Consider the following 12,303-nt stretch of genomic DNA (forward strand, 5'->3'; position numbering starts at 1 on the left):
GCATGATCATGCAGCGCACCGTTCTCCTCGCCATCTCGCTCGCTCTCGCCGCCGGCATCACTGCCGCGACTGCGGCGCCCGTCAATTACCAGCTGCCGGACGAGGTCGCCGCCTTCAAGCCCGGCCCCAATCTCGAGGTCGTGCAAGGCAATTGCAGCGCCTGCCACTCGGCCGACTACATCAACACGCAGCCGCCAATGAAGGACAAGAAGGGCTTCTGGCAGGCCGAGGTGACCAAGATGATCAAGGTCTATGGCGCGCCGATCGACGATGCGGATGTCGGCAAGATCGTCGATTACCTAGCCGCGACGTATTGACGGAGTGCGGGCCAATTGACCGCGAAACGGGCAAAACCGGCAAAAACGCCGCGAAGTTGAGCGGAATTCGGCAAAAGGCTGATGTGGTTTGAGCTACCAAGCCTGCCACAATCCGCGTATCCTGTTAGGACCGAACCGGCCGGTTGGCGGGGACTGGCGGTTCGAGATCTCGGAGGAAGACCCGCGGAGAAGTCGTGATGGCTAAAGGTACGGTCAAGTGGTTCAACCCGACGAAGGGTTATGGATTTATCCAGCCTGCGTCGGGTGGCAAGGATGTGTTCGTGCATATCTCGGCAGTGCAGAAAGCCGGTCTGTCGACCCTCAACGAGGGACAGACGGTTGAATACGAAGAGATCGCAAACCGGGGCAAGACCTCCGCAGAAAACCTCAAAGTATAAGCCCGCCAGCGTTTCGCTGCCTCCCGGATCAAATCCGGGAGCGAGGCCAAGAAAATTTAGAAGACGGCCAGTGCATTCGACGACGGGCGTTGCGACTGCACACGGATAGCTATTTTTCCCGCGAAGACCGCTCATTCAACGCCACGGCAATGACAATCGCGACGGCACTTCCCTAGCCCACCGGCAACGGTGCGTCGCGCTTGATCTCCTCCATCACCGCGTAGGTCCGCGTCTCGCGCACGCCCGGCATCGACAGCAGGGTCTCGCCGAGGAAACGCCGATACGCCGTCATGTCCGCAAGCCGCGCCTTCACAAGATAGTCGAAGCCGCCGGCGACCATGTGACACTCCAGGACTTCAGGCGCGAGTTTCACCGCGCGCGCAAAGCGCTCGAAATTGTCCGGCGTGGTCTTGTCGAGCAGCACCTCGACGAACACCAGAAGCCCGAGGCCGAGCCGGTGCGGATTGAGTCGCGCGCCGTAGCCTTCGACAAAGCCCTCGCGCTGCAAGCGCTTCAGCCGCTCGCCGATCGATGTCGGCGACAAGCCGATGCGTTCGGCGAGCTCGACATTGGCGATTCGCCCATCCTCCTGCAAAATCGAGAGGATTCTCCGGTCTAACCGATCAAGTTCCATATTTTATCTGGCTATAGTGGCATCTATCTTCATTTTGTAAGGCAAATCGACTAACTTGTCTATCGAACTCCGGTAACGCGGGCCTTATCCTGGATTTGAGCCAGGACACGCCATGCCGAACATCCCGCCTCCCTTCACCGCCCCCTACGCGCCCGATGATGCCGAGATCGCCGCGCGCCTGTTGCCGGCGTCACATCTCAGCCCGCCGCAGGAGGCGCGGATCGACCGCACCGCGACACGGCTGATCGAGGCGATCCGCAAGCGCGACGACCGGCTTGGCGGGGTCGAGGACATGCTGCGGGAGTTCGCGCTCTCGACCAAGGAAGGCCTCGCACTGATGGTGCTGGCGGAGGCGCTGCTGCGCGTGCCGGACGCGCGCACCGCCGACCAGTTCATCGAGGACAAGCTCGGCGAGGGCGACTTCATCCATCACGAGACCAAGTCCACCGCCTTCCTGGTCAACGCCTCGGCCTGGGCGCTCGGCCTGTCGGCGCGGGTGATCCAGCCCGGCGAGACGCCCGACGGCACCATCGGCCGGCTGGTGAAGCGGCTCGGCGCGCCGGCGGTGCGCACCGCCACGCGCCAGGCGATGCGGCTGATGGGCAATCATTTCGTGCTGGGTGAGACCATCGAGCAGGCGCTGGAGCGGGGTAAGCCGCGCTCTGGCCAGAAGACGCGCTACTCCTTCGACATGCTCGGCGAAGGCGCGCGCACCGCGGCGGACGCCAGGCGCTATTTCGACGCCTATGCCAGCGCGATCGAGACGATCGGCAAGGCGGCCGGCAACCATGCCCTGCCCGACCGGCCCGGCATCTCCGTCAAGCTCTCGGCGCTGCATCCGCGCTTCGAGGCGATCAGCCGCGCGCGCGTGATGGTCGAGCTGGTGCCGCAGCTGCTCGATCTGGCGCAGCGCGCCAAGACCCATGATCTCAACTTCACCGTCGACGCCGAAGAGGCGGACCGGCTGGAGCTGTCGCTCGACGTGATCGCGGCAACGCTGGTCGATCCCTCGCTCAAGGGCTGGGACGGTTTTGGGCTCGCGATCCAGGCCTATCAGAAGCGCGCCAGCGCAGTGATCGACTATGTCGACGCGCTCGCCCGCGCCCATGACCGCAAGCTGATGGTGCGGCTGGTCAAGGGCGCCTATTGGGACACCGAGATCAAGCGCGCGCAGGAGCGCGGGCTCGACGGCTATCCCGTGTTCACGCGCAAGGCGATGACGGATCTGAACTACGTTGCCTGCGCGCAAAAGCTGCTCGGATTGCGGCCACGCATCTTCCCGCAATTCGCCACCCACAACGCGCTGACGGTCGCGACCGTGCTGGAAATGGCCGAGGGCAGCAGCGGCTTCGAATTCCAGCGCCTGCACGGCATGGGCGAGGCGCTCTACGAGCAGCTCGCCAAGGATCACGCAGACATCGCCTACCGCACCTACGCCCCGGTCGGCAGCCATCGCGACCTGCTCGCCTATCTGGTGCGGCGACTGCTGGAGAACGGTGCCAACTCCTCCTTCGTGGCGCAGGCGGCCGATTACCGCGTCCCGGTCCCGGCGCTGTTGCAGCGTCCGGCGGATGCGATCGTCCGGCCGCAGGCGGCGGCCCATCCCAGGATTCCGCTCCCCTGCGATCTGTTCGCGCCGGAGCGGCGCAATTCGCGCGGCGTCGAATTCGGCGCGCGCACCGCGCTCGACCAATTGCTGGCCGACGTCAAGGCCGAGACAGCCGACCTCAAGCCGATCGCCGATGCAACGCCGGACCAGGCCAATGCAGCGGTGGCCGCAGCGCGCGCGGGTTTCGCCGGCTGGAGCCGGACGCCCGCGGGCACACGCGCGGCGGCGCTGGAGCAGGCCGCGCACCTGTTGGAGAGCCGTAGCGCCCATTTCATCGCGCTATTGCAGCGCGAGGGCGGCAAGACGCTCGACGATGCGCTCTCGGAGCTGCGCGAGGCCGCCGACTTCTGCCGCTACTATGCCGCGCAGGGCCGCAAGCTGTTCGGCAGCGAGACGGCGATGCCAGGCCCGACCGGCGAGAGCAATGCGCTCGCGATGCGTAGCCGCGGCGTCTTCGTGGCGATCTCGCCGTGGAATTTCCCGCTGGCGATCTTCCTCGGCCAAGTCACGGCGGCGCTGATGGCCGGCAACAGCGTTGTCGCAAAACCCGCCGAGCAGACGCCGCGCATCGCGCGCGAGGCCGTAGCCCTGCTGCACGAGGCCGGCATCCCCGAGAGCGCGCTGCATCTCGTCACCGGCGACGGCCGCATCGGCGCCGCGCTGACCGCGCATCCCGATATCGCCGGCGTCGTCTTCACCGGCTCGACCGAGGTCGCCCGCAGCATCAACCGGACGCTCGCGGCCAAGGACGGACCAATCGTGCCGCTGATCGCGGAGACCGGCGGCATCAACGCCATGATCGCAGATGCCACCGCGCTGCCGGAGCAGGTCGCCGACGACGTCGTGACTTCGGCGTTTCGTTCCGCCGGCCAGCGCTGCTCGGCGCTGCGGCTGCTGTTCGTGCAGGAGGACGTCGCCGACCGCATGATCGAGATGATCGCGGGCGCGGCACGCGAACTGAAGATCGGCGACCCCAGCGACGTCGCAACCCATGTCGGGCCGGTGATCGACGTCGAGGCCAAGCAGCGCCTCGATGCGCATATCGCGCGGATGAAGACGGAGGCGCAGCTGCACTTTGCCGGTCCCGCGCCGGAGGGCTGCTTCGTCGCGCCGCACATCTTCGAGCTCACGGAGGCCGGCCAGCTCACCGAGGAAGTGTTCGGCCCGATCCTGCATGTCGTGCGCTATCGGCCCGAGAACCTCGAACGCGTGTTGCAGGCGATCGAGCGCACCGGCTACGGGCTCACGCTCGGCGTCCACTCCCGCATCGACGACAGCATCGAGGCGATCATCGACCGCGTCCAGGTCGGCAACATCTACGTCAACCGCAACATGATCGGCGCCGTGGTCGGCGTGCAGCCGTTCGGCGGCAACGGCCTGTCCGGAACCGGCCCGAAGGCCGGCGGCCCGCACTACCTCGCGCGCTTTGCCACCGAGCAGACCGTAACCATCAACACGGCTGCGGCCGGCGGCAATGCTGCGTTGCTGGCTGGGGAGGAGTAAGGTCGCTTCTGAAACCGCCCCTCACAACACGCACAAAAGCAGTTCCGTCATCCTGAGGCGCGAGTGGCGCGATGCCAAGCATCGCGCCAGGAGCCTCGAAGGATGAATGGCCGGGATGCAGCCCGGCCGTCGCCCTTCGAGGGCCACTGAAGAAGCGGCCACCTCAGGGTGACGGGAATAAACTCAGGATCCGTGACGGACACGCGCCGTAGGCCGCAGCGAGCCCTGCGCCCGACGCCGTTGCATCCCGCCGAAACATCGGTCTAATGCAGACTTGATCCGGCCCGCGCCAATTCCAGCGCGCGGGAAACAACAAGAGCGAGGGAGCAACGCCGCGATGGACAAGGGCATTTTTGCGGGGCTGAAGGTTCTGGACTGCGCGAGCTTCATCGCAGCGCCCGCGGCCGCGACCGTGCTGTCGGATTTCGGTGCCGACGTCATCAAGATCGAGCCGCCCGGCGCCGGCGACCCCTACCGCAACCTGCCCAACCTGCCGGGCTACCCGACCGGCGAGCACAATTTCGCCTGGCTGCTGGAGGCCCGCAACAAGAAGAGTCTCGCGCTCGACCTCTCCAAGCCGGAGGCGCGGGCGGTGCTCTACAAGCTCGTCGAAGAGACCGACGTCTTCATCACCAACATGCCGCCGCCGGTGCGCACCAAGCTCGGCATCACCTATGACCACCTCGCCCATCTCAACGACCGGCTGATCTACGCCTCGTTCACCGGCTATGGCGAGAAGGGCGAGGAAGCCAACAAGCCCGGCTTCGACAGCAACGCCTATTGGGCGCGTTCCGGCCTGATGGACCTCGTCCGCGCCGATACCGATACGACGCCGGCCCGCTCCGTCGCCGGCATGGGCGACCACCCCTGCGCCATGGCGTTGTACGGCGCGATCGTCACCGCGCTCTATCAGCGCGACAAGACCGGCAAGGGCTCGCATGTGGCTTCCAACCTGATGGCGAACGGGGTGTGGGCGGCGAGCGTGCTGGCGCAGGCAAAACTCTGCGGCGCCAAGTTCGGCGAGCGGCGCCCGCGCGAGCGCGCGCTGAATGCGGTCGCCAACCACTACCAATGCAAGGACGGCCGCTGGCTGATCCTGTCGCTGCTGAGCGAGGAGAAGCAGTTTCCGACGCTGGCCAAGTGCCTTGGCCGCGAAGACCTGATCACCGATCCACGTTTTGCCACCAAGCCCGACCGCCACGCCCGCTCGGTCGAGCTGATCAAGATTTTCGACGAGACTTTCGCCACCAAGGACCTTGCCGAATGGCGCAAGATCCTCGACGGCAACGGCCTCGTGTTCGGCATCGTCGGCATTCTGGACGACATCCCGAACGACAAGCAGATGCTGGACAACGAGGTGCTGGTGCCGTTCGAGAACGACACCATGCTCACCATCTCCAGCCCGATCTGGGTCGACGGCACCAAGAAGGTGCAGCCGCGCAAGCCGCCCGGCGTCGGCGAGCACAGTGACGAGATTTTGCGCGGAGCGGGATACGACGAGGCAGCGATCAAGCAGCTGCGATCAAACGGGGCGGTGGGGTAGGACGCGCTAGCGCGTCTTGATGAAGCACATGCCGATGCGGCGCGAGGCCGCGGCAGCCTGACAGGTCAGACCTTTGGCACAGCTCCATGACGTAAAACTCTTGTCGAGCGTTCCCGATCCCGCATCTTGCATGGAACAATGTGCCCCCCAGCCGTCCTGATATTCGGTGCCGGCCAGTTCCTGGCTGCCGCGGGCCTGCGGGCGGCTGGCAAATCCCCGAGAGAAATCAGGTCGCTTGCCTGCCGCGAACGCGGTCAGGATGTCGCGGCGGCGAAGCTGGTCGCCAAGGAAATGCGGCGAGGCCGGCACGATGGTGGAGTTTGACGGCTTGTCCGCCAGCCAATCCACGCCCGGAAAATGGAAGCCGCCGATGCCGCGGGTCTGGTGACAGCCGGCGCAAGTGACGTCGTTGAGACGGCGCTGGAAGCCCGCGACCGAGCGGATGTTCTGCATGTCACCGCGCGCGGTCGCTTGCTTCAACGCGCTAACCACATCGCTGTCCGTGAAGACGGGATTGTCCTTGCCCTCGCCTTGCATCATGCCGAACTCCGGCTGCAACGCGGAGGCATCGAGGCCGGCCGGTGTCGGCACCACCGCGGCCTTGGCCAAAAACTTCTCGGGGATCAGCACCGTGCCGCGATCGAACTCGCGCAGATGGTCGGGCGCGAGCAGCCACTCCTTGAAGTCGCGCCGGAGATCATTGTCCGCAAAAATCCGGTCGCGATCGATCTGGTTCTCCAGCGTCGATTCCTCGAACGTCTTCGTCGCGGCGTCGTACTTGAACACCTTGAGCAAATAGTCCGAGCGGAAGTCGTGCAGCGCCGATTTCGGCGCGATCGAGACCTGGATGTTGGTCTCGATGCGATCGAGCATGGCATCGTAAGGATAGAAGCTGCCGCCGATCAGCCCCTGCCAGTCGCCATTGTCGAGCCAGCGCCGCGCGACCTCGGCGCAGGTGACCGGCTTGCCGTTCGAGGCGATCTGGCGGGCATCGCGCGCCTTCAGCACCAGGTTGAACGTCATCGGCAGGCGCGTCGCAGTCTTGCTCCCGTCCGGTGCGGCGTCGAAACGGGTGAGCCGATAGATCAGGCGGATTTCGCCGCAGGAATCCTCCGCCACATAGGCGCGGTCCATGCGGTTGACGATGCCGGCCAGCACGAAACGCGTGTTGGGGGATTTCAGCGCGGCCCGATCGAACAGCTGCACGTCAAAGCCTTCGCCGACGCCGATGGTCTCGCTCGGCCATGCCGCCTTGTGTCCCGCGATGTAGCGATCGAACTCCGCGTCGATTGCCGGCGGAATTGGCGCAAGCTGCGGCATCGAGGAGAACAGCAGATCGCTCGTGAGCGGAAAGTTCGCGTTGCGCTCCGGCCATAGCAGGCGCGAGATCGTGAGCGCATCGTTCTGGTCGAGCCTGCGCAGGACATCGGGATCGGTGATCGCCGTGCCGCGCGCCAGTTGTGCATTCTCCGCTGCCGATAGCGACATGGCGCCACCAAGAAGCACGACGACAGCAAGGAGAATTCGCAACACGCGGCTCATGCCTTCAGTAACACCGCGCAAGGACCCCTATTCAAGCAAAAAGGCGCTTCACATGGTGGTGAAGCGCCTCTTCGAAAGTTGAATTCCGACAGCTTAGCGCGCGACGATCAGGCCCTTGCTGGTGACAACCACCCAGCGGCCGTCCTGGCGGCGGATCGCATCGACGCGGCCAACGCCGGGAATGGGATCGCCGGCATAAACCTCGTAAAGGCCGCCCCTGCCCTCGATCAGCGCGCCGCCATTGGCGACGTCGCGCAGGACCCAGCCCTCGATCGTCGGGAGCCGGCCGACCTCGGTCTTGGGCGCGGCGGGCACCGGAGCCGGTGCGGCGGCAGCGGTCGCAACCTGGGTCGGCGCGATCGAGCCGGTGGTCTCCCTGGCGGGTGCGGCGGCAGCCTGCGCGGGGGCTGCGGGCGGCGTGGCACGGAGCTTGTCCACGGTCTCGGACAGTTTTGCGATCCTGGCCATCGGCTCGGCCTGCGCCTTCTCGAGCTTGTCGAGACGGTCGTTGGCCCGGTTGAACTGGTTGAGACCGGTCTTGGAGGTGTGCTCGACATTCGCCTTGAGCGCGACGAGGTCGGCATCGATCCGTGCGACGGAGGCATCGAGCGCACTGGTGTCGGCGACCTGCGCTGGCGCCGGAACCGGAGCTGCAAAGTGCATCATGCCGGCGGTCGCGAGCGCGCCGCTGATCGCGCCGACGCTGGCGGCAATCGCCACCACCGCGGCCATCGCCGACAGGCGACGCTTGCCGCCGGCCTCGCGCGGCTCGTCCGCCTTCACGTGGGGGGCGAAATCCTCGCGGTCCCAGGCGCGATCCGAGGGGGGCATGACGATGAGCTTGCCGGGCTTCGGCTCGGGCCTGGATTCAGCCTGCGGCGTGGCGCTGAACTTCGGCACCTCGATCCTCGAGGCTTCGATCCTGGGCGGCTCGACCCTGGGGGCGTCCGGCGTGACTGGATCAGGCTTGGGCGGCGCCTCGTGGTCGGGCGCGATCGAGGGGGCGTCGATGCCGGCGGCGGCCTCAACGGCCTGCGGCGCGGTCGCGGCGGCTTCGACGCTCGTCTGTTCGCCGGTCTCTTGGGCAGCCTGCTCAGCCATTGGTTCGCTCACGGCTCAAATACTCCACTCTGGATTGACCTTTTGGTAACTTTCATTGCTTGCGAAATCCTTACCTTCGGACCCGCTTACCGAAATTTTAGGAAGTCATCAGGGGCCGAATTTGGCCGGGAAAGTGGAACCGGTGTGGCGGGCGTGAAACAATTTGTAACCGGGGGAAGATGAACGGCAGGGCAACGGTCGGGCCGCCGCCCTTCGAGGACAGCCGAAGAAGCGGCCGCCTCGAGCGACAACCGCTTCGCGGTTGCGCGGGGGTACGGTGAGAGAGTTGGGCGCGCGAAGCAATCCAGACTGCCACCGCGGAAAGACTCTGGATTGCTACGCTACGCTCGCAATGACGGCGTGCGGATTACTGGCAGGCGCTCACATCGTCACCGGCGCATCCGGCAGCTCGTTGCGATGCGGGCCCTGCGGAGGAAAATGCTTTGCCAGCTCGCGCGACACGGCTGCGATGCCTTCGATCACGCCGCGCTCGAACTGGCCGGACCTGAACTCCGCCTCCATCGCGCGGCAGATGGTCTCCCAGCCCGCCGCCCCCACCTTCGCGTCGATGCCGCGGTCGGCGATGATCTCGACGTCGCGATCGGCGAGCAGGAGATAGATGAGGACGCCATTGTTGTGCGCGGTGTCCCAGATGCGCAAATGCGAGAACACGTCGAGCGCACGCTCGCGCGCCGGCTGGTTGCGGAACAGGGGGCCGCCGTCGAGCGCGCCTTCGACGACGAAGCGGACCTGGCCGGAATGGGTGGTCTCACCCTGCTTGATCGCCTGCTCGATGCGGGTGAGCACCTTTGGCGGAAAAATCCGCTTTGCCCGCCAATGATGCTGCACCAGATGTCTGGCAATGCGCTTGATGCTCATGCCGCTACCAGCTCCCCGAGGCGCCGCCGCCGCCAAAACTGCCACCACCGCCGCTGAAGCTGCCGCTGTCGCTGCTGCCCGACGATCCGCTGCTCCAGCCGCCTCCCGAGGATCCGCTCGACCACGAGCCCCGACGCGACGACCCCGTACTTGGTCCCATCGCGGAAACCACATCGGCGATGAATCCGATGATGAAGCCGGCGACGCCGAGCACCATGGCAAGCCCGAAAGAACCGAGAATGAGCCAGGTCAATGCTGCGATGATGCCCCCGGTCACCAATGATCCGAGCAGCCGCCCCAGCATGGCCCGGAAGAACCCGCCGACCCCGATCGAGGCGAACACCGTCACGAAGAAGAGCGGCCCGATATCGTCCAGATTGCCGAAATTCACGCTGGGCGAGGGAACCGGCAGCGGCTCGCCGTCGATGACGCGGATCATGCGATCGACGCCATCCGAGATGCCGCCGCTGAAATCGCCCGTTCTGAACTTCGGTGTGATGATCTCGTCGATGATCCGCCGCGAGGTGACGTCGGTGAGCGCGCCTTCGAGGCCGTAACCGACCTCGATGCGCAAATGCCGGTCGTTCTTGGCAACGACGAGGATCGCGCCATCGTCGACCTTCTTGCGGCCGACCTTCCAGGCCTCCGCAACCCGGATCGAGAACTGCTCGATCGTTTCCGGCTGCGTGGACGGCACGATCAGCACGGCGACCTGGCTGCCTTTGCGCGTCTCGAAGTTGCGCAGTTTTTGCGTGAGCGCAGCAATGTCGCCGCTGGAGAGCGTGCCGGTCTGGTCGACCACGCGGCCGGTGAGCTGCGGCACCGCGACGTCGGCGAAGGCGGGGAATGCGAAGGCGAGGAGGAGTGCGAAGGCGAACCACACACTCAGTGTCATCGCCCGGCTTGACCGGGCGATCCAGTATTCCCGAGACGGCAGCGAGATACGGAAAGGCCGCGGCGTACTGGATTCCCCGCTTTCGCGGGGAATGACAGTGGTGGGCGTGGCGCGCATGAGAGGCGAACGCACTTACTTCGATGGCGCGGGCGAAGGATTGAAATCGACCTTCGGCGCGGTCGAGATCTCCTTCTCGTTCTCGACCGAGAAGTTCGGCTTCTCCTTGTAGCCGAACGTCATCGCGGTGAGGTTGGTCGGGAACGAGCGGATGGTGACGTTGTACTCCTGCACCGCCTTGATGTAGCGATTGCGCGCCACCGTGATGCGGTTCTCGGTGCCCTCGAGCTGGGACATCAGGTCCTTGAACAGCGCGTCCGACTTGAGCTGCGGATAGTTCTCGGTGACGACCAGGAGGCGCGACAGCGCGCTGGAGAGCTCGCCCTGGGCGGCCTGGAACTTCTGGAAGGCCGCGGGGTCGTTCAGCACCTCCGGCGTTGCCTGGATGCTGCCGACCTTGGCGCGGGCATTGGTCACGCCGAGCAGCACGTCCTTCTCCTGCTGGGCAAAGCCCTTCACCGAGTTGACGAGGTTGGGCACGAGATCGGCGCGGCGCTGATACTGGTTCACGACCTCGGACCAGTTGGCCTTGATCTGCTCGTCCTCGCTCTGGATCGCGTTGTAGCCACAATTGGTGAGGCTGAGCGAGGCCAGCGCCGCCAGCACGGTCAGGATCTTGCGCATCAAAATTTCTCCCGGTGGAATCCGGCGCAAACTATCAGAAGGGCCCTGGCGAGTGTCGAGATTTCTTTTCGTCATTCCCGGGCGATGCGACGGGACCGCGCAAGCGCGGCCCGGAGCATCGAAGAATCTCGAGATTCCGGGTTCGCTTCGCGCCCCGGAATGACTGCAACAAGCATATGCGCGCCCCATCGCCAGCCGATTGACGCAAGCCCCTTGCCTATCACCGGCCAACATAGTCAACTCAACGAAACAATAAGACCAAACGGAAACGCCAGGGGGAACGCGATGTCCTCGTTCGAGACCATCCTCGTGGAGCGGCCGGAGCCGGCGATTGCCCGGGTCGTCATGAACCGGCCCGATGCGCGCAACGCGCAGAACCTGCAAATGACCTACGACCTCAACGCTGCCTTCGATGCCGCGGTGCAGGACGACGCGGTCAAGGTGATCATCCTCGCCGGCAATGGGCCGCATTTCTCCTCGGGCCACGATTTGCGCCCGGGCGGCAAGAATGAAGCGGGCGTCGATTTTCCGCCGATCGGAAATTGGGGCGGCTTCGCCGAAGCCAACGCGCACGGCCGCTTCGCGCGCGAGCAGGAAATATATCTCCAGATCACGCGCCGTTGGCGCAATCTGGCAAAGCCTGTTATCGCCGAGGTGCACGGCAAGTGCATCGCCGGCGGCTTGATGCTGGCCTGGGCCTGCGACCTCATCGTCGCCAGCGACGATGCGCAGTTCTGCGATCCCGTGGTCGCCATGGGCGTCTGCGGCGTCGAATGGTTCGTGCATCCTTGGGAGCTCGGGCCGCGCAAGGCCAAGGAATTCCTGTTCACGGCCGACAGCTGGAGCGCGCAGGAGGCGCATCAGCTCGGCATGGTCAATCAGGTCGTGCCACGCGCGGAGTTGTCATCGCGCGTGCTGGAGCTGGCGCGCCGGATCGCATCAAAGCCGTCCTTCGCGCTGAAGCTGACCAAGGAGGCGGTCAATCGTTCGGTCGATGTGATGGGCCAGCCGGCTGCAATCGACCAGGCCTTTGCCCTGCATCAGCTCTGTCACGCCCATAACCTTCAGGAGTTCGGCATGATCGTCGATCCATCGGGCCTGCGTCCCTCCGTGCGCAAGCCGCCGGCGGCCGCGGAGTAGA

Annotated in this window: 11 protein-coding genes; 5 read left to right on the forward strand and 6 right to left on the reverse strand. The window is 65.4% G+C overall.

Annotated elements, in window-relative coordinates:
• Positions 1 to 8: 8 nt before the first annotated feature.
• Both ACFLEY_RS36945 and ACFLEY_RS36950 read left to right on the forward strand, forming a co-directional pair.
• Positions 9 to 317 carry a sulfite:cytochrome C oxidoreductase subunit B gene (locus ACFLEY_RS36945; protein ID WP_028172935.1) on the forward strand — a complete coding sequence of 103 codons (309 nt, stop codon included), beginning with the start codon at positions 9 to 11 and terminating at the stop codon, positions 315 to 317.
• Between the two features lie 197 nt (positions 318 to 514).
• Entirely contained in the window at positions 515 to 715 is a 201-nt protein-coding gene (locus ACFLEY_RS36950) for a cold-shock protein (protein WP_008563500.1), read from the forward strand.
• Positions 716 to 887: 172 nt separating this feature from the next.
• Here the strand turns inward: ACFLEY_RS36950 and ACFLEY_RS36955 are convergent, their stop codons facing one another.
• A complete protein-coding gene (locus tag ACFLEY_RS36955) occupies positions 888 to 1,349 on the reverse strand; it encodes an Lrp/AsnC ligand binding domain-containing protein (protein WP_011089995.1) in 462 nt (153 codons plus the stop codon).
• A 112-nt stretch (positions 1,350 to 1,461) separates the two neighbouring features.
• Here ACFLEY_RS36955 and putA point away from each other — a divergent pair, with 112 nt between their 5' ends.
• Both putA and ACFLEY_RS36965 read left to right on the forward strand, forming a co-directional pair.
• The gene (gene putA, locus ACFLEY_RS36960; protein WP_060910646.1) at positions 1,462 to 4,461 is read left to right on the forward strand and encodes a bifunctional proline dehydrogenase/L-glutamate gamma-semialdehyde dehydrogenase PutA; all 3,000 of its coding nucleotides are present in this window, start codon (positions 1,462 to 1,464) and stop codon (positions 4,459 to 4,461) included.
• Positions 4,462 to 4,798: 337 nt separating this feature from the next.
• Positions 4,799 to 6,004 (forward strand): CaiB/BaiF CoA-transferase family protein, encoded by a 1,206-nt coding sequence (locus ACFLEY_RS36965; RefSeq protein ID WP_060910645.1) that lies wholly within the window; start codon positions 4,799 to 4,801, stop codon positions 6,002 to 6,004.
• Between the two features lie 6 nt (positions 6,005 to 6,010).
• On the opposite strand, the gene ACFLEY_RS36970 is transcribed toward ACFLEY_RS36965, so the two are convergent.
• From ACFLEY_RS36970 to ACFLEY_RS36990, 5 genes are all read right to left on the reverse strand, one after another.
• The gene (locus ACFLEY_RS36970) at positions 6,011 to 7,546 is read right to left on the reverse strand and encodes a hypothetical protein (protein WP_060910644.1); all 1,536 of its coding nucleotides are present in this window, start codon (positions 7,544 to 7,546) and stop codon (positions 6,011 to 6,013) included.
• A gap of 93 nt (positions 7,547 to 7,639) precedes the next feature.
• Complete coding sequence (locus ACFLEY_RS36975) at positions 7,640 to 8,647, reverse strand: hypothetical protein (RefSeq protein ID WP_060910643.1); 1,008 nt, start codon at positions 8,645 to 8,647, stop codon at positions 7,640 to 7,642.
• A gap of 381 nt (positions 8,648 to 9,028) precedes the next feature.
• On the reverse strand, positions 9,029 to 9,526 hold the full coding sequence (locus ACFLEY_RS36980; RefSeq protein WP_060910642.1) for a TPM domain-containing protein: 498 nt from the start codon (positions 9,524 to 9,526) through the stop codon (positions 9,029 to 9,031).
• 4 nt (positions 9,527 to 9,530) lie between these two features.
• Positions 9,531 to 10,421, reverse strand: a complete 891-nt coding sequence (locus tag ACFLEY_RS36985) for a YgcG family protein (protein ID WP_060910641.1) — start codon at positions 10,419 to 10,421, stop codon at positions 9,531 to 9,533.
• A 132-nt stretch (positions 10,422 to 10,553) separates the two neighbouring features.
• Positions 10,554 to 11,162 (reverse strand): LemA family protein, encoded by a 609-nt coding sequence (locus ACFLEY_RS36990; RefSeq protein WP_060910640.1) that lies wholly within the window; start codon positions 11,160 to 11,162, stop codon positions 10,554 to 10,556.
• 285 nt (positions 11,163 to 11,447) lie between these two features.
• On the opposite strand from ACFLEY_RS36990, the gene ACFLEY_RS36995 reads away from it, so the two are divergent.
• Positions 11,448 to 12,302 (forward strand): enoyl-CoA hydratase, encoded by an 855-nt coding sequence (locus tag ACFLEY_RS36995; RefSeq protein ID WP_396604356.1) that lies wholly within the window; start codon positions 11,448 to 11,450, stop codon positions 12,300 to 12,302.
• Position 12,303 lies beyond the last annotated feature (1 nt).

The organism is Bradyrhizobium sp. YCK136, assembly GCF_044570075.1.
Lineage (GTDB): Bacteria > Pseudomonadota > Alphaproteobacteria > Rhizobiales > Xanthobacteraceae > Bradyrhizobium > Bradyrhizobium diazoefficiens.

What these genes read in the sequence shown, in the direction of transcription:
- ACFLEY_RS36980 (WP_060910642.1), bottom strand. Translation starts at nt 9,526, where the DNA reads ATGAGCATCAAGCGCATTGCCAGACATCTGGTGCAGCATCATTGGCGG.
- ACFLEY_RS36955 (WP_011089995.1), bottom strand. Translation starts at nt 1,349, where the DNA reads ATGGAACTTGATCGGTTAGACCGGAGAATCCTCTCGATTTTGCAGGAG.
- ACFLEY_RS36945 (WP_028172935.1), top strand. Translation starts at nt 9, where the DNA reads ATGCAGCGCACCGTTCTCCTCGCCATCTCGCTCGCTCTCGCCGCCGGC.
- ACFLEY_RS36965 (WP_060910645.1), top strand. Translation starts at nt 4,799, where the DNA reads ATGGACAAGGGCATTTTTGCGGGGCTGAAGGTTCTGGACTGCGCGAGC.
- ACFLEY_RS36950 (WP_008563500.1), top strand. Translation starts at nt 515, where the DNA reads ATGGCTAAAGGTACGGTCAAGTGGTTCAACCCGACGAAGGGTTATGGA.
- ACFLEY_RS36970 (WP_060910644.1), bottom strand. Translation starts at nt 7,546, where the DNA reads ATGAGCCGCGTGTTGCGAATTCTCCTTGCTGTCGTCGTGCTTCTTGGT.
- ACFLEY_RS36975 (WP_060910643.1), bottom strand. Translation starts at nt 8,647, where the DNA reads ATGGCTGAGCAGGCTGCCCAAGAGACCGGCGAACAGACGAGCGTCGAA.
- putA (WP_060910646.1), top strand. Translation starts at nt 1,462, where the DNA reads ATGCCGAACATCCCGCCTCCCTTCACCGCCCCCTACGCGCCCGATGAT.
- ACFLEY_RS36995 (WP_396604356.1), top strand. Translation starts at nt 11,448, where the DNA reads ATGTCCTCGTTCGAGACCATCCTCGTGGAGCGGCCGGAGCCGGCGATT.
- ACFLEY_RS36985 (WP_060910641.1), bottom strand. Translation starts at nt 10,421, where the DNA reads ATGACACTGAGTGTGTGGTTCGCCTTCGCACTCCTCCTCGCCTTCGCA.
- ACFLEY_RS36990 (WP_060910640.1), bottom strand. Translation starts at nt 11,162, where the DNA reads ATGCGCAAGATCCTGACCGTGCTGGCGGCGCTGGCCTCGCTCAGCCTC.